The 16,838-nt window shown below is 54.4% G+C and carries 10 protein-coding genes; 3 read left to right on the forward strand and 7 right to left on the reverse strand.

The window, feature by feature from the left end; translation table 11 throughout:
• Positions 1-11: 11 nt before the first annotated feature.
• Entirely contained in the window at positions 12-932 is a 921-nt protein-coding gene (locus RIN69_RS18935; RefSeq protein WP_313853759.1) for an Rpn family recombination-promoting nuclease/putative transposase, read from the reverse strand.
• Between the two features lie 237 nt (positions 933-1,169).
• Here RIN69_RS18935 and RIN69_RS18940 point away from each other — a divergent pair, with 237 nt between their 5' ends.
• Complete coding sequence (locus RIN69_RS18940; RefSeq protein ID WP_313853761.1) at positions 1,170-7,148, forward strand: hypothetical protein; 5,979 nt, start codon at positions 1,170-1,172, stop codon at positions 7,146-7,148.
• Positions 7,149-7,198: 50 nt separating this feature from the next.
• Here the strand turns inward: RIN69_RS18940 and ftsP are convergent, their stop codons facing one another.
• From ftsP to RIN69_RS18960, 4 genes are all read right to left on the reverse strand, one after another.
• Positions 7,199-8,617, reverse strand: coding sequence for a cell division protein FtsP (gene ftsP, locus RIN69_RS18945; RefSeq protein ID WP_313853763.1), 1,419 nt, complete (start codon positions 8,615-8,617; stop codon positions 7,199-7,201).
• 128 nt (positions 8,618-8,745) lie between these two features.
• Positions 8,746-9,483, reverse strand: a complete 738-nt coding sequence (locus RIN69_RS18950; RefSeq protein ID WP_313853764.1) for a 1-acylglycerol-3-phosphate O-acyltransferase — start codon at positions 9,481-9,483, stop codon at positions 8,746-8,748.
• Between the two features lie 147 nt (positions 9,484-9,630).
• Positions 9,631-11,904, reverse strand: coding sequence for a DNA topoisomerase IV subunit A (parC, locus tag RIN69_RS18955; protein WP_313853766.1), 2,274 nt, complete (start codon positions 11,902-11,904; stop codon positions 9,631-9,633).
• Positions 11,905-12,115: 211 nt separating this feature from the next.
• The gene (locus RIN69_RS18960; protein ID WP_313853767.1) at positions 12,116-12,880 is read right to left on the reverse strand and encodes a transporter substrate-binding domain-containing protein; all 765 of its coding nucleotides are present in this window, start codon (positions 12,878-12,880) and stop codon (positions 12,116-12,118) included.
• A 156-nt stretch (positions 12,881-13,036) separates the two neighbouring features.
• Here RIN69_RS18960 and RIN69_RS18965 point away from each other — a divergent pair, with 156 nt between their 5' ends.
• Together RIN69_RS18965 and RIN69_RS18970 are read left to right on the forward strand one after the other, a co-directional pair.
• Complete coding sequence (locus tag RIN69_RS18965) at positions 13,037-13,618, forward strand: NAD(P)H-dependent oxidoreductase (protein ID WP_313853768.1); 582 nt, start codon at positions 13,037-13,039, stop codon at positions 13,616-13,618.
• 32 nt (positions 13,619-13,650) lie between these two features.
• Positions 13,651-13,959, forward strand: a complete 309-nt coding sequence (locus RIN69_RS18970) for a putative quinol monooxygenase (protein ID WP_313853769.1) — start codon at positions 13,651-13,653, stop codon at positions 13,957-13,959.
• Between the two features lie 30 nt (positions 13,960-13,989).
• Here RIN69_RS18970 and RIN69_RS18975 read toward each other — a convergent pair whose 3' ends face one another.
• Together RIN69_RS18975 and parE are read right to left on the reverse strand one after the other, a co-directional pair.
• Positions 13,990-14,889: a LysR family transcriptional regulator gene (locus RIN69_RS18975; RefSeq protein ID WP_313853770.1), complete on the reverse strand. Its 900-nt coding sequence runs from the start codon at positions 14,887-14,889 to the stop codon at positions 13,990-13,992.
• Between the two features lie 53 nt (positions 14,890-14,942).
• Positions 14,943-16,838 (reverse strand): DNA topoisomerase IV subunit B, encoded by a 1,896-nt coding sequence (gene parE / locus RIN69_RS18980; protein WP_313853772.1) that lies wholly within the window; start codon positions 16,836-16,838, stop codon positions 14,943-14,945.

Below are 16,838 nucleotides of genomic sequence, written 5' to 3' on the forward strand. Positions count from 1 at the left end.
CTTTTGGCCGGTTAGTGATGAATTTTTTTTAGTTCGTCTTCTGTCAGACCGGTCATTTCTATCACAACGGAGGGGGATAAGCCTTTAGCCAGCATCATCCGGGCAACTTCTCGTTTTGCCTTCAGCTCACCCAGCTGAATTCCCTCAATACGCCCTTCCTGACGTCCTTCCTGACGCCCTTTCTGTTCCAGCTTTTGTGCAATAGTCATCAGTAGTTCCTCATGTTGCGGTGAACGTTGTGCCAGCTCGCGAATAAAGAAGCCAGCGGCCGCGGTATCTCCCACCTGAAGCATATATTGCAGCAGTGAGCTCAGCCGCTCTCCAGTAGTGTATCCACTGTGCAGCAGTGTGACCAGCCGCTCGCGCAACTCGGCAAGATCGCGCAGGCGAATATGTTTCTGCAACAGCTCCAGCATCGCCACTCGCCTGTGCGTCATGATTTCGTCATCAGGAATGGCAGTCACGTCAACCAGCGGAAAATCGCTGCTGTACAGTTGTGCCGCCAGCTCCGGATCGCTGAAAGCATGCAGCCAGTTCATCGGGTAAGGATAAGGGCTGACCTGTCCGTGATAAAACAACAACGGGATCACCAGCGGCAGCTGAAGATGCCCGGCATCAAGGTGGCGCTGCATCGCCGCAATGGCATAGCGCATCAGCCGGAAGGTCATCTGTTTATCCGGCGAGCTCTGATGCTCAATCAGGCAATAAACATACCCGTCACCGCACCCTGCTTCCAGCGAATACAACACATCTGAGTAATACGGTCGCAGGTCCTCTTCAATAAAGTTTCCCGACGCCAGTTGCAGAGTATCAAGGTTGCAGTGTGACTGCAGTTGCGCAGGCAGATGAATCTGCAGAAAATCTCTGGCGGTTTCGGGATGGCTAAGCAACTGCCTGAATATCGAATCATGTGGGGCGGGTGTAGATGCCATATTATCTTACCTGTCATTCCGTTTGACATATCCGGACGCTATCACAGAAACAGATTGGTTAAAATACAGACAGCAAATTCATCAGATAAATACCGCCCTGCTGTTCGCAAAAAAAGACCATATCGCTGTTTTAACGGTAAGAGTAATTGTACTTCCGTCTACATTTGTTAACCTGCCGAAATTATTTCAGTCAAAAAAGACCTGAAATCACGGCCTGACAGCGGAGCAGGTGCGCGTATGGAAAACAACGCTATTGCCTGTATAAGTAACAGAACGCAGCTTGCCCCAGTTGCTGATTTAATCGGCAGTTCATCAGCCCTGGCTGAGAATCTTCGCCACGTTACTAACAGCCCACATGCCAACGCAGCTCCCACGCTACAGGCTGACCAGCTTCTCCCACGATCCGCAGCCACGCTGTCGCAGCCGGATACGCTTTCCGCCCCCGCTGCCGCGATTCATTTTAACCCGCTGCCGGTGCCCGCCTCCGTCAGTGCTGCACTCTGCCTGCCTGATGCAGCACGAGCGCTGGCTACCACCGGAATAGCGCCGCCAGCCGCTGCCCCACAGATGTTTGCCCGGCAGCTTTACAGCCTTTCCACCAGACTGTTGGCTGAGCGCGGCAACGCCATCACCGTCGCCTTACGCGCCGATCTTGAGCTGATTCAGCGCCGTTTTCAGGGGTTGCCCGACAGCCAGGTCACTACCAGCCGCGATTCCGCACTGCCCGCCCTGTACCGTGATCTCGCCCTGCTGCACGCTTTGCAAGGCGGCGAGCGCACCCTTGACGATCTCAGTGCGCTGACTAACCGATTGCAGAGTATTGAGCAGGGACGCATCAGCGGCATCGGGGCAGAGGAAAAAGCATCGGCCGGGCGACTGCGAAGTTTTATCGCCGACAGGCAAGCGTCCCTCCGCCTCGCGCTGCGAACTACGGAGATTCCACGCATGCAGCAGGTTGTCCGCCAGATAATTATGCAGGATCTGTTTGCGACGGACCGGACCGGGCCTCCCGCCGTCACCGGTATAGAGCGCACTGTCACCGGCCTGAGCAGCGACATTAGCCGCGTGCTGACCGGTGACGTCATTGGCAAACTGAACGCACTGAGGCTGGCATGGGACCGGACACGTCAGCAAACCACTGCCTCCAAAGCAAAAAAGCTGACGACGCTCAGGTGGCTGGCGTTACTGGAAACCAGCCGCGAGGCTCGTGCAGCTTTAGTCCGCGCACTCGGCGAACACCTGCCCGGCTACCGTATCGTCAGCACGTTGGCAGCTACGCCGCATGACCAGTCGCTGCTGCCCGCTCTGCTGGAGTGCTTCACCTTCTGCACCGCACTGGATTCCGACGCCCGTCGCCATTTACAGGAAGTGCTGGCCGACGGTCAGATTTACCACGCAGCGCAGCGCAGTCTGCAGCTGGTCAACGATCCGGAATTCTTCAGCCGCCTGAATTTCAGCCTGACGGCACTCAACCTGCAGCTTGAGCAGAAAATGAAAAAACAGCGCAACTGGATAAAACTGCGTGAAGCGCTGGACACCTTCACCGCCGATAATCAGTTTTTCATCGAGTGCGGAAACCGAACGAAGGCGCAGCAGGATGCGGAACGAACCCGGCAGCAGCAGGCCGACTACCGCTTATATCAGCAGCAGAGGGAGCTGAAGGGCCAGGCCTGGACAGAGCAGCGCGAGGATCGGCTCGACAGCATGCGGCGTGAGCAGGAGTGGCTGAACGAGGAAGTGGAGATCGTCTGCCAGGTGGAAAGCACCCGGAAACAACGCATCGTGACGCTGAAGGAGATCGACGGGGTCAACAGCCACATTACCCGCGATGAAACGCGCATTAATAAAGCACCGTCGTTTGTCGTCAGGGTCCGGCGCAAAGATCTGATCGAGGCGCGCAAAACCGGCGACTATGCGGTGCGCAATCTGCTGTTTCGTACCATGGGGGCCATCAAAGGCGGTGAGACCGCGCATAAAACCGCGCCTTACGCGCAGGCTCCGGTTAAGCAGGGACACATGCTGCGCAAGCTGATCGTAACCGACGAGGATCGCCAGGTCAGGATCGCCGGATATCGTGAAAAAAGTGATGATTTGCCGCTGCGGATAGCGGTGTTTGACGTCAGGCAGGAGCTGCAACGCCAGTGGGAACACTATGCGCTGAATCCAGTGCTGCTTCCCGACGGAGCGAACAGTGACGCCGGGCCTGCGTTCGGACTGGGCACCAGTAAGTGTTCATCGCCTCCTCAGGCGGGTCCTTCTCACTCTGCCAGTCCGCTGACGTCAGCCACCGGCCCGGATTATGACAGCAGCGACAGCGCTGACGATCCGATCAGTTATCAGCCCTGCCTGCGGGTTTCTGAGATTTTCGCAGGCAAAAACCTGTCCGCCCCGCCGCTGCCGGATAATCTGCGCCCGATGTCGCCGGTTGAAAATCAGCTGCTGACCCAGTTGCATCAGCTCCAGGACAATGCCGCCGGAACGGATACGGTATCCCACCGCCAGCAGAACCAGGCGGCGGCGTTGAGCCATATTGAGCAGTGCGTCGCCAGTCTCGGCCAGCAGCGGCGACTGGACCAACTGCCGCTGCCGTTGCAGAACGCGTTCACATCGCTGTTTTCTCAGCTGGATCCACCGGCTGAAGCCACGGAAAATACCGATGCCAGCGCCGGTGGGACCGTGACGCTGGCGCAGCTTAGCCAGGCCATCTGTTATGCCAATAATATCAATACCGTCCACAGCGTATCGCAGCCGGATCTCAGCCAGATCATCGCCACCTGGCAGGATGTTTCAATCTATATGGTTAAACGTCATGGCTCGCCGCCACTGCTGCCGAAAGCTAAAGAGATTCGTGCCACAGAGCCCGCTACCAGTATCTCCGGTGACGATCCGCAACAATCCGACGGACTCAGCCTTACCGACCACTGCAGAATCTGGCAAAACATGATCCAGGCACAGCGGGATAACTTTGGTGGTGCACAGGGCTATGGCAGAACCCACAATATTGATGCCCGATTCTGGCAGCAACTGGCTCAGAACGATCGATTGCGCGACGAGGGTGAAGCGCTGGTTGCAGCATCATCGGTCAATAAGAAAGCCGATTATATCTTTCATCTGAATAACTGGAAAACAATGGGACAGGATCTACGGGAGATGTGGGGCGGGCCATTAGGCTATGCCGAAGCGAACAAGATAACTGTCTCGACGTGGGAACGAATGGTTGGCCGTCGAGGACTGCAACAATCTGGAGTAGACCGGCTGGCACCCGCGCCGGCTGAAACACGCAGAATCGGCTATTACGATCATCTGGATAACTGGGACAGAATGTCGGCTAAGGAAAAGGCCGATGCAGGTGGCTCCAGAAAGTATGCCTACACGCATAATCTGTGCCTGTCGACCTGGAAGAGACTGGTCAACGAGGAGGGCTTGTCGAACCAGGGACTAAAACAGTTAATTGGCTATGCCGGCGATCAGCATGTTAATTACGGCAAGTACTGCAAAATCTGGCACGAGATGCAACAGCAGGCGCGGCAGCAGGCCGGTGGCGCAGCGCAGTATGCCGTCGATAATCGGTTAAGCGTTGATTGCTGGCTCAGGCTGGCTAACGACATCGGGCTAACCGACGAGGGAAATCAGCGAATGGCTGCCCTCAACTTCCCTTCAGGAAACGATTATGGCCAGCATTGCATTATATGGCAGCAAATATCCAGGAATGGAAACCTGCCAGCAGGCAGCGCACGCCTGTACGCTGATAGCCGCAACCTGATACACCGATACTGGTCAATGTATGCCACCGACCAGGGCCTGACTGAAAAAGGACATAAAAAAATGATGGCTACTCTGACAACTGGCGGCAAGATCGATTACAGCCTTCAGTGTCAGTTATGGATCACCAAAAGTCCTGAATTCAGAGCAAGGGTTGGCGGTGCAAGGGGTTACGCTGAACTCAACAGCCTCAATAGTTCTTACTGGTCAGAGCTGGCTACCGATAGCGGATTAACCGAAGAGGGCCAACGCAGATTGATGCCGTCTGATAAAAGTCGCAAGGGATATGATATTCATCTGCTGGGCTGGCTTAAGCTGTCGGACGCCGAAAGGAATGCTGATGATGCAGTAAGAAACTACGCAAATAAACATGTACTCAATTACCGGACGTTTTCGTTTCTTGCCAACAAAAACGGCCTGAGCAATAAGGGCACCAAGCGGTTACTTTCTGGCATCTATGCTAATGAGACAAGAGTCCTGCTTTCGCAACAGCCGGATCTGTCACCTACCCCGGTTGCTGCATTCCCGGCAGCGGCAATAACGCATCAAGCTGATAATACTGTCTCCGCTATTCCTGACAGCAGCAGCATACCGGTGACGCAACCATCCAGTACAATGCAGGATCATCAGTCGTTTATTGCCTATCACTGTCAGCAATGGCAAAAAATTACTGAAAAAACCGAAGCAATTCGGGAAGGAGCAAAAAACTATGCTCTGAGTAAAGGGATTAATAAACATACCTGGGCAAAACTGGCCAATGATTCCGGACTGACGGCCGATGGCAACGCGATACTTAATAAAACTCACCCCGGCCCACTGAACTATCTTCCGCATCTGGAGACCTGGTCCAATATGACCGAGGAGCTGAAAAAAATGGGGGTGAAACAGTACGCCGTTGAACATGGTTTGAGATACAGCTATTTTTCCAGACTGGTCGATGAAAACGGACTGAAACCCCGAGGGGCAATACTCTGGAAACGCTACTGCGCCAAACGGCCAGCAAAATCGCTGAAGCTGCACAACAAATCCATCACCAATGAGCTTCCCCATCCTCAAGCCGTTGCACCGGAGATAACAGGAGCGGCAATCAAAACGGAGTCATCTCTGATAACCGATCAGCAACGCGGTAAAATCTGGCAAATCACGCTGGATGATCGAGGCATGGTGTTGAACAGAGAGCAGCTCGAACTACCGCAGCAGGACACCATCCGAAATGATCTCCCTATTCTGCGCGATCCGGACGATCCCTCCCGCAGCCTGACGCTTCAGGCCGAAGGCAAAGCGTCGGCCAGTGAGATCAATACCACCAACTGGGGTGAGCTGAATAGCATCTTTGCCGGTATGCCCTCAAAGGAGAGCAAAGCGGCAAAAATGAAGCTGTCTGAAGCCTTTCGCCAGGCAGTGGAGCATGAAACCACGCTGGAGATTACCGCCGGTGACCGCATGATAACCGCGCCAACCTGCCATGAGGTGAACGGCGAGATTATTTCACTGGGCAACGGCGTATTTAACGGCAGCAGAGAGATTATTCCGTCACTGACCCTGCTGGCACCCTATGCTGGCATCTATCATGCTTCTGTCAAATCGCTGCAGCACGAGCGCAGGAAACAGGGGGCAGACCGCACCTCCGCCTATCTTTTTGGCACCAATGCCATCACGCGTACCGTCAGCGGCCTGGCAAGCGGGAATATCACCAAAAATATCAATACCGGCCAGTTGGGTAACAATCCCGCGATTGCCAGCAATAACGTTGCCGCCGTGCGTTTCGGTAAAAATCTTACCATGCTGGTCACCACCCGGGACGTAATGCCGGGTGAGGAGTACTTTATCAGCTATGGCGATGAATATCTGAAGGCCCAGACGGAGATAAAAGCCGAACCGGCGGCGGCGAGCAGCGAGCTTGCCCCCCCAACGGACATCACCTTCAGCAGCGCAGATGTGGCGTTGATGGCCGACTCAATGCTGCGCGCGCCGGGTGCCTGGCACTCTGAACTGGGTGAGCAGGCGGCCGTGTTACTGATCAATTCGGCGCAGCTGCCGTCAGACACGGTGCTGACCGTAAACCGGGACGGTGTGAGTCATATCTATCGCCAGGGGCAGGACGAACGCTGCGTGACGGGACGTTATCAGCCGCAGCCGGCAGAGCTGCACGTCGCGCTGAGATACAGCGAACCGTCAGGCATGGGGCATTACGATATTGAAACAGCGCCGGGAGAAATTATTCCGATTGCCGCCGATGGTGACTGCCTGTACCAGGCCATCAGCCGCAGTTTAACGGAAAGTGGCTTCGGTCAGTTTGACGTCCGTCGCCTGCGCGGCATTGCGGCCGATGAGTTTCTCGCTCACAGTCCGCGCTATCTGCAGATGGTCGATGCCGCCAGGCTAAAGATCGAACTGGAGGCGCGAAAATTGCCGATTAAACGTCGCTATCTCTCTTACTTTCGTTCAAGTTAGTCAGACGACCAGCACACCTGCACAAATTTTATGAGTCGCAGCATGCTGGATTACATTACCGGCAGCACCAGCAGTTGACCTGCCGAGCCGCGATCGGCCATCTCCAGCATCTGACTGTGGTAGACAAACGGGAAGTGTTGCGAGGATGGCTGAGTAAACAACACCAGTAGCTCCACATCGCCATCTATCCATACGGTATCTTTCCAGCCACGATCTTCCCCCATCGGCTGCGCCCCATTGACGCTTTTGATCAGGAACATCACGCCTTGAATATGGAAGGCCTGTGGCGTATCCGAATGGATAATCCAGCGTTCGTAACTGCCCTGCTGCGCCTGAGTATCGATACGCGTCATATCCCATAGCGCACCATTAATACCCGGTAACGCATCACCGAGGCGGAACTCACGCGTACGACTCGGCAAACCATCAATAATCTGATCGGCTACCAGACGCATCGGCAAATTATCAGTCACTAACGGCAGCAATCCGGTTGGTCGCAGATTCAATACCACCGTAGAAGTTAAAATGCTGGAGGGTTCGAAAAAGCCACGCAGACGGTCCATCACTCCTGCCGCCACGCCAGCCGTAATCGATACTTCTTTACCTTGCGACATGTCCACCAGCACTTCACGACGCTCACCCGGTGCCAGCGACAGCTGCTGAACCGCGACCGGCGCAGGCAAAAAGCCCTGATCGCTGGATATCACATTAAATGGGCGATTATCACTCATCGCCAGCTGATAGCGGCGCGAGTTGGAAGCATTCAGCAGGCGCAGGCGAACCCAGCCACGCGACACTTCGACATACGGATTCTGTACCCCGTTAACCACCAGCGTATCGCCAACAAAGCCACCGCTGGAAGGCGGCTCATATTGTGGCACACCAAAATTATCCAGCCGCTTATCCTGAATAATTACCGGGAAATCATCGACGCCGTAATGATTAGGAATCGGTAACGATTTACTCACCTCATCTTCCACCAGCCACATACCCGCCAGTCCGTTATAAACATGAGGAGCCATACGGTTAGGCGTGTTGGCGTGATACCAGCAGGTGGCAGCCGCCTGACGGATCGGCACCACCGGTGACCAGTCGACACCCGGCGACATCATGCGCGGCGCACCGCCCATCAGGGCACCCGGCACCTGCAAACCACTGACCGTCATCGATACCGGCTCATTCAGGCGGTTGCTGTAGATCAGCTTGACGTCATCGCCACTCCAGACTCGCACCGTCGGACCAAGATAGCCGCCGTTGATGCCCCATACCGGCACTCTGTTTTTGTCGCCGCTAAACGACCAGTGACTGCGTTGCAGGGTAAGAAACAGCGGCTGACCACGACGAGATTCCAGCAACGGTGGAACCGGTAATGCAGTTCCATTCTCGGCGGCGCGGGCACTGAAAGGCAGTGCGCTGCCACACAGGGCGAGGCCCGATGCCTGAATAAATTGACGTCGACTAAAGGACATAAAAACTCCGTACCCGTGAGCGCGGCTATAGGGGACTGGCCGCTTTCCATTTTATTATGATGTGAGAAAGTGCTGCGTTACTGCTTATATCACGCGGAGCAGCATAGCTGCCGCTCCGATATTCATCATTAAACCCGGTTACTGGCTTCACGTTCCGCGACTTCCGCATCCAGCTGCTCAAGCTTAGCAGCCATCAGCTCGCGGCAATGGGTCGCCAGTTTACGCACCGACTGATTTTCGAACTGCTTCACATCAACCGGTGGCAGCATTTCGACAATCACTAAACCATTATTCCAGCGGTTCAGTTTTATTTTGTTATGCGTTGTTGAGACCACAATAGGAATGATCGGCACGCCCGCTGTCACCGCGGCATGAAACGCACCGGTTTTAAACGGCAATAAACCGCGACCACGGCTGCGCGTGCCTTCCGGGAACATCCAGAAAGAGATTTTTTTCTTCTGAAACTGTTCAACCATCTCACCGATAGTGCCATGTGCTTTTGCGCGATTATCCCGGTCAATCAGCAGGTTACCGGTCAGCCAGTAGAGCTGTCCAAAAAACGGAATCCACAGCAGACTTTTTTTACCGATAGTTACGGTCGTCGGCTGCACAATGTTCGCGGCGGTGATCATATCGTAATTATTCTGATGGTTAGCAATATAAATGGCATTGCCATAATTTGCAGCATCAGCAGGTTTACGCTGTTCAACCTTAACGCCAAACACCCGGGAAAGTCGGCCAAACAGGTGGCCAAAGGTCGCAACGTGACGGGGATTTCGCGGCGAAAACAGACAATAAATACAACCAAACACACACAGCAGAATTGAATAAATGACGACAAAAATTACCCGTAAAATTAAGAGCATCACAACCTCGTTATTGCTTCCGAGCTAAGCAACCCGGCGCCAATGCCCCCTCCACCAGAATATGGCGGAGGATTGGGATGGAGCAAGCTCCATCCTAACCTTCCTCCGTAAAGGAGGAAGGGACGTTATGGTGAAAATATCTGACCGTTACTCTTCGCTGTCGGCCGCTGGTGGACGCGCAGGGGCATCTACATCCACGCGATCGATACGTTGTAATCCACGCGGCAACAGGGTGCCACGACGACCACGTTCAGCACGGAACTTCTGTAACTCTTCAGCACGCAGCGTCAGTTTGCGCTTACCCACATGCAGGGTAATTGCACTCTGCGGCGTGAGCAGCAGCAGCCACGCCAGCTTATCTTCGCCCGATGCAGCCTGAGCCGATGGAATCGAGATAATCTTGTTGCCCTTACCTTTCGACAGCTGTGGCAGGTCGCCGACCGGGAACAGCAGCATGCGGCCCGCAGTGGTAATAGCCAGCAGCATATCGTCGTTGCTGTGAATCGCCATCGGCGTCATCACTTTGGCATTTTCTGGCAGCGACAGCAGCGCCTTACCGGCACGATTACGCGAAACCAAATCGCTGAAAGTGCAGACAAAACCATAACCGGCATCGGATGCCATCAGCAGTTTCTGCTCGTCGGCTTCCATCAATACCTGCTCAATGACCGCGCCCGGCGGTGGCGTCAGCTTTCCGGTCAGTGGCTCGCCCTGACCACGCGCCGACGGCAGCGTCGTTGGATCCAGCGCATAGCTACGTCCGGTAGAGTCGATAAACACCACCGGCTGATTACTCTTGCCGCGCGCGGCGGCGCGATAGCTGTCGCCAGCTTTATAGCTCAGACCTGACGGGTCGATATCGTGCCCTTTGGCGCTGCGCACCCAGCCAGACTGCGACAGCACAATCGTTACCGGCTCAGATGGCATCAGATCGTGTTCACTGATGGCTTTCGCTTCTTCGCGCTCACGCAGCGGAGAACGTCGGTCATCGCCGTAGGCATCGCTGTCAGCCTGTAGCTCTTTCTTCAGCAAATTATTCATTTTGCGCTCGGAAGCCAGAATCGCCTGCAACCGATCGCGCTCTTTTGCCAGTTCGTCCTGCTCACCGCGAATTTTCATCTCTTCCAGTTTGGCGAGATGACGCAGTTTTAATTCGAGAATCGCTTCTGCCTGAGTTTCGCTGATGCCAAAACGCGACATCAGTGCCGGTTTCGGCTCATCCTCAGTTCGGATGATCTCAATCACTTCATCGATATTCAGAAACGCCACCAGCAAACCTTCGAGGATATGCAGGCGTTTCAGCACTTTTTCCAGACGATAATTAAGACGGCGACGCACCGTATCACGGCGGAATACCAGCCACTCGCTGATAATCTCCAGCAGATTTTTCACTGCCGGGCGATTATCCAGGCCAATCATATTCAGGTTAACGCGATAGCTCTTTTCCAGATCGGTGGTGGCAAACAGGTGGTTCATCACCTGTTCCATATCCACCCGGTTGGAGCGCGGCACAATTACCAGACGCGTCGGGTTTTCGTGGTTCGATTCATCGCGCAGGTCTTCCACCATCGGCAGCTTTTTGTTGCGCATCTGCGCGGCAATCTGCTCCAGCACACGCGCACCGGAAACCTGGTGTGGCAACGCGGTGATCACCACATCACCCTCTTCTTTTCGCCATACCGCTCGCATACGCACTGAACCGCGGCCATTTTGATAGATCTTACGGATCTCATCGCGCGGCGTAATGATCTCGGCTTCGGTCGGATAGTCCGGCCCCTGCACGATATCCAGCAGCTCATCAAGCGAGGTTTCCGGGCTGTCAATCAGGGTGATGGCGGCTTTTGCCACTTCACGCAGGTTATGTGGCGGGATATCGGTCGCCATTCCCACCGCAATACCGGTCGTGCCGTTCAGCAGGATGTTCGGCAGGCGCGCAGGCAGCATTTTCGGCTCCTGCATGGTGCCGTCGAAGTTCGGTACGTAATCTACCGTACCCTGACCCAGCTCTCCCAGCAGCACTTCTGCATATTTCGACAGGCGCGATTCGGTATAGCGCATCGCCGCAAAGGATTTCGGATCGTCCGGCGCACCCCAGTTTCCCTGACCATCCACCAGCGGATAGCGATAGGAGAACGGCTGCGCCATCAATACCATCGCTTCATAACACGCGCTGTCGCCGTGTGGATGATATTTACCCAGCACGTCACCGACGGTACGGGCTGACTTTTTAAATTTGGCGCTGGCGTTCAGCCCCAGTTCCGACATGGCATAGACAATGCGGCGCTGAACCGGCTTCAGGCCATCGCCAATATAAGGAAGCGCCCTGTCCATGATGACGTACATGGAGTAGTTGAGGTACGCATTCTCTGTAAACGTATGCAGGGCAAGACGCTCTGCACCATCCTGCGTCAAGTCACTCATTAATTTCATTTCCTCACATCGCGGCGCAATTATTACTGATTTCAACGCGCCACACAGCGGTATGTTTGGCGAGGATAGTACCTTATCTGGTGATGTTCTGTCACAGAGAACCGCGAGGTGGCTGGCACAACTGTCAGCAGGCGCGGCTGCACACCGCTCTCAGACGACCCGTCAGATATCGGGCGGCATTATCGCCGCCGGTGAACAGTGATTAATCGCGGGCTAACCACTGACTGACAATCTGCTGATACTCGCCGGTAGCGGTGCTCAGATGCAGCCACTGGTCGACATACAGCTTCCAGTTAATATCATCGCGCGGCAACATATAGGCTTTCTCGCCATACTGCATCGGCTTATCGGCATTAACCGCACACAGCTGCGGGAAGCGTTTCTGCTGATACAACGCTTCCGACGCATCGGTAATCATGACATCCGCTTTGTTATCCACCAACTGCTGGAAAATAGTGACGTTATCATGGAATAGCGTCAGATTCGCTTTCGGTAAATGGCTGTGAACAAAGGCTTCATTTGTGCCGCCGGCCGGTTCAACCAGCCTTACCTGCGGCTGATTAAGCTGCTCAATGGTCTGGTATTTGGCTTTATCCTCACAGCGCACCAGCGGAATTTTACCGTCAGTGCCGAGCGGGTTAGCAAACCAGGCAGTCTGCTGACGTTTTAGCGTAACCGAAACGCCACCCAGTGCAATATCACACTGCTTCGCCAGAAAGTCCGGCATCAGCATTTTCCAGCTGGTTGGCACCCACTTAACCTGCGCGCCAAGGCTCTTCGCCAGTGATTCAGCCATTGATATATCAATCCCTTCGTAGCCGCCATCGCTGCGCAGAAAGGTATAAGGTTTGTAATCACCGGTAGTACAGACGTTCAGGATTTTGCTCTGCATTACGCGGTCCAGATGCGACTGCGCGCTGGCTCCGCCTGCCACCATCATTAATGCCACGGCCCATAGTTTGTTCATTACTGCCATTTCCTTTTTATTATCAAGGCTAAGACATTACTCCAGCCGCGATGATTATTGCTGCTGAAGCAAGAGTGTTGTGATCAACAGCACATTTTTCTCTGGCGCACAGGCGCGTACACTGGCATTAATTTCATGAACCAGAGACAAAATCACATGAGCAAAATTTTTATCATTGATGCAGGCAAACAGTTTGCCCATTCCAAAGGCGAGCTGAACCATACCCTGACTAACGTTGCGGCCAGTTTTCTGCGTGATAACGGCCATGAAGTAGACGTCACCATGGTCGATGAAGGTTATGACGTGGCGGCAGAAATTGAGAAATACCTCGCAGCCGACACGGTGATCTATCAAATGCCTGGCTGGTGGATGGGTGAACCCTGGATTCTGAAAAAATATATTGATGAAGTGTTCACCGAAGGCCACGGCAAACTGTATGCCAGTGACGGGCGTACCCGTGCTGATGCGGCGAAAAAATACGGTTCCGGCGGCCTGATTCAGGGCAAAACCTATATGCTGTCGCTGACCTGGAACGCCCCGCTGGAAGCCTTTACCGATCCCGAGCAGTTCTTTGAAGGTGTTGGCGTTGATGGCCTGTATCTGCACTTCCACAAAGCCAATCAATTCCTTGGCATGGAAGGTTTGCCAACCTTTATCTGTAACGATGTGATTAAACAGCCGGATATTCCACGTGATATCGAGCGCTATCGTGAGCATCTGGGCAAAATTTTTGCTTAACTTAACACTCCTGAATAACTGAAGGATTAAGCATGCTGACCGTGATTGCTGAAATTTGTGTCAAACCGGGCCGTCGCAATGAAGTTTTGGCGGCAATTGAACAGTTAACCCCAACGGTACTGGAAGAAGAGGGTTGTGGCAGCTATCAGGCACTGCTTGATCTAAAAGCCCAGGTACCGTGGAAACAGCATTCACCAGATTCTATTTTTATGCTGGAACACTGGGACTCGCTGCGCCATCTGGAACAGCATCAGCAAATGCCGCATATGGAAGCGCATCGCACCAGGATCAAAGATGATGTGGTAGATGTGAAGATTTTCGTGCTGGAAGCGGCGAAGTAGTTCATTGAGGGCGGAGCTGGCTCCGCCCTGCTACAGCAGGGGCTTTGTGGCAATCTGCTCGCTGAGAAAATCAAGGAAGCAGGTAATGCGCGTCGACAGCGTGGTATTGCGGTAATAGACCGCATGAATCGGGTGATGCATTTCACGCGTCTGCTCTTCAAGCACCGGCACCAGCCGACCACTCTGGCGATCCTGCCGACTAAGAAAATCAGATATCCGCGCAATACCCTGACCATATACTGCCAGCTGGCGAATGGTTTCTCCGCTGGAAGCCGCAACATCCGGCTTGATCTGCAACAGCTCCCCTTCACTGCGCCACAGCGGCCAGAGGTTATGTTTATCCAGTTGAGTAAAGCCGATCAACCGATGGTTAGCCAAATCGGCTACGCTTTCCGGCTTACCGTATTTCTCCAGATAGTCCGGGCTGGCCAGCAGGCGTAACTTACTGCTGCCGAGCGCGCGCGCATGAATAGTGGAATCCCGCAGCTCACCAATGCGAATGGCGATATCGGTCTGCTGCTCTAGCAGGTCGATCACCACATCATCGGTATTCAGCTCCAGCTGAATCAAGGGATAGCGCGCACTGAACTCCGCCATCAACGGCACAATCACATGCAGCATAAACGGCGTGGCGGCGTTAATACGCAGTCTTCCGGAGGGGATTTCTCGGCGCTGAGCAATTTGCTCTTCAGCTATTTCTACCGAAGACAGAATGTTCCGCGCGTGCTCAAGAAAAATCTGCCCTTCTTCGGTTAACGCCAGCCGACGCGTGGTGCGGTGTAGTAGCGTCGTTTGCAGCTTATTTTCCAGCCGACTCAGCGCACGACTAATGCCCGAGCTGGTTTGATTCAGTTGTTCAGCCGCGGCGGTAATCGAACCGGTGTCGATCACCACAACCCAGGCACGCAGTTCTTCAAGGGTGATTTTCACAGACCATCCTGCAAACCAGAAATAATAAGGGCGACCTGTTGGTCGCCCCGGATTCAGACTTCGATTTCGGCAGTGTCGCCTTTTTCCTGCAACCAGTTGCGACGATCTTCCGAACGCTTCTTCGCCAGCAGCATATCCATCACCGCTAAGGTCTGTGCGATATTCTCATCGTCGATAGTCAACTGCACCAGACGACGGGTATTCGGATCGAGCGTGGTTTCACGCAGCTGCAATGGGTTCATCTCACCTAACCCTTTAAAGCGCTGTACGCCTGGCTTGCCTTTCTTGCGCTTCAGTTGCTCAAGAATACCGGCCTTTTCCTCTTCATCGAGGGCGTAATAAACCTCTTTGCCGAGGTCGATACGGTACAGCGGCGGCATCGCCACATACACGTGGCCGCCTTTCACCAGCGAACGGAAGTGGCGAACAAACAGCGCGCACAGCAGGGTGGCAATATGCAAACCATCGGAGTCCGCATCCGCGAGGATACAAACTTTACCGTAACGCAGCTGGCTCAGATCTTCACTGTCCGGATCGATACCGATCGCCACTGAAATATCATGCACTTCCTGCGACGCCAGCACCTCATCGGAAGAGACTTCCCAGGTGTTAAGGATCTTACCTTTCAGCGGCATGATCGCCTGATATTCACGATCGCGCGCTTGTTTGGCAGAACCGCCTGCGGAATCCCCTTCCACCAGAAACAGTTCAGTGCGGCTGAGATCCTGCGCGGAGCAATCCGCCAGTTTACCGGGCAGTGCCGGGCCACTGGTCAGCTTCTTACGCACCACCTTTTTTGCCGCACGCATGCGGCGCTGGGCGCTGGAAATCGCCAGTTCTGCCAGCTGTTCGGCTATCTGAATATTCTGGTTCAGCCACAGGCTGAACGCATCTTTCACCACGCCGGAAACAAAAGCAGCGCACTGACGGGAAGAGAGACGCTCTTTGGTCTGACCGGCAAACTGTGGATCCTGCATTTTAACCGACAGCACATACGCACAGCGATCCCAGATATCTTCCGCCGACAGCTTAACGCCACGCGGCAGAATATTGCGGAATTCACAGAACTCACGCATTGCATCCAGCAGCCCCTGACGCAGGCCGTTAACGTGGGTACCGCCCTGCATGGTCGGAATCAGGTTGACGTAGCTTTCGGTCAGCAGCTCGCCACCTTCCGGCAGCCACAGCAGCGCCCAGTCCACCGCTTCGACATCACCGGAAAACGAGCCGATAAACGGTGTTTCCGGCAGCGTAATCAGGCCGTTAACCGCTTCGGCGAGATAGTCATTCAGGCCATCTGCATAGAGCCAGCGCTGCTCGGTGTTGTTAACCTTATCTTTAAAGACAATTTCCACGCCCGGGCAGAGTACCGCTTTGGCTTTCAGCACGTGTGCCAGGCGCGAAACCGAGAAACGTGGGCTGTCGAAGAAAGAGCCATCCGGCCAGAAGTGCACCCGGGTACCGGTGTTGCGCTTACCCACCGTGCCGGTTACCGTCAGATCCTGTACTTTATCGCCATTTTCAAAGGCCATTTCGTACACTTCGCCATTACGGCGCACAGTAACTTCCACCCGTTTGGACAGGGCGTTGACCACCGAAATTCCCACGCCGTGCAGGCCGCCGGAGAACTGATAGTTTTTATTGGAAAATTTACCACCGGCATGCAGACGGCAAAGAATCAGCTCAATCGCTGGCACGCCCTCTTCCGGGTGAATATCCACCGGCATACCACGGCCGTCATCGATCACTTCCAGCGACTGATCGGCGTGCAGAATCACCTCGACACGTTTGGCGTGGCCCGCTAACGCTTCATCGACGCTGTTATCTATGACTTCCTGGCCCAGATGGTTCGGGCGTGAGGTGTCGGTATACATTCCCGGACGTCGGCGAACGGGTTCGAGGCCGCTGAGTACCTCAATGGAATCAGCGTTGTAGCTGGATTGAGTCAT

This window comes from Winslowiella toletana, assembly GCF_032164335.1.
In the GTDB taxonomy this organism is placed as follows: Bacteria; Pseudomonadota; Gammaproteobacteria; order Enterobacterales; family Enterobacteriaceae; genus Erwinia; species Erwinia toletana_A.

What these genes read in the sequence shown, in the direction of transcription:
- RIN69_RS18940 (WP_313853761.1), top strand. Translation starts at nt 1,170, where the DNA reads ATGGAAAACAACGCTATTGCCTGTATAAGTAACAGAACGCAGCTTGCC.
- RIN69_RS18960 (WP_313853767.1), bottom strand. Translation starts at nt 12,880, where the DNA reads ATGAACAAACTATGGGCCGTGGCATTAATGATGGTGGCAGGCGGAGCC.
- RIN69_RS18935 (WP_313853759.1), bottom strand. Translation starts at nt 932, where the DNA reads ATGGCATCTACACCCGCCCCACATGATTCGATATTCAGGCAGTTGCTT.
- parE (WP_313853772.1), bottom strand. Translation starts at nt 16,838, where the DNA reads ATGACTCAATCCAGCTACAACGCTGATTCCATTGAGGTACTCAGCGGC.
- parC (WP_313853766.1), bottom strand. Translation starts at nt 11,904, where the DNA reads ATGAGTGACTTGACGCAGGATGGTGCAGAGCGTCTTGCCCTGCATACG.
- ftsP (WP_313853763.1), bottom strand. Translation starts at nt 8,617, where the DNA reads ATGTCCTTTAGTCGACGTCAATTTATTCAGGCATCGGGCCTCGCCCTG.
- RIN69_RS18965 (WP_313853768.1), top strand. Translation starts at nt 13,037, where the DNA reads ATGAGCAAAATTTTTATCATTGATGCAGGCAAACAGTTTGCCCATTCC.
- RIN69_RS18970 (WP_313853769.1), top strand. Translation starts at nt 13,651, where the DNA reads ATGCTGACCGTGATTGCTGAAATTTGTGTCAAACCGGGCCGTCGCAAT.
- RIN69_RS18950 (WP_313853764.1), bottom strand. Translation starts at nt 9,483, where the DNA reads ATGCTCTTAATTTTACGGGTAATTTTTGTCGTCATTTATTCAATTCTG.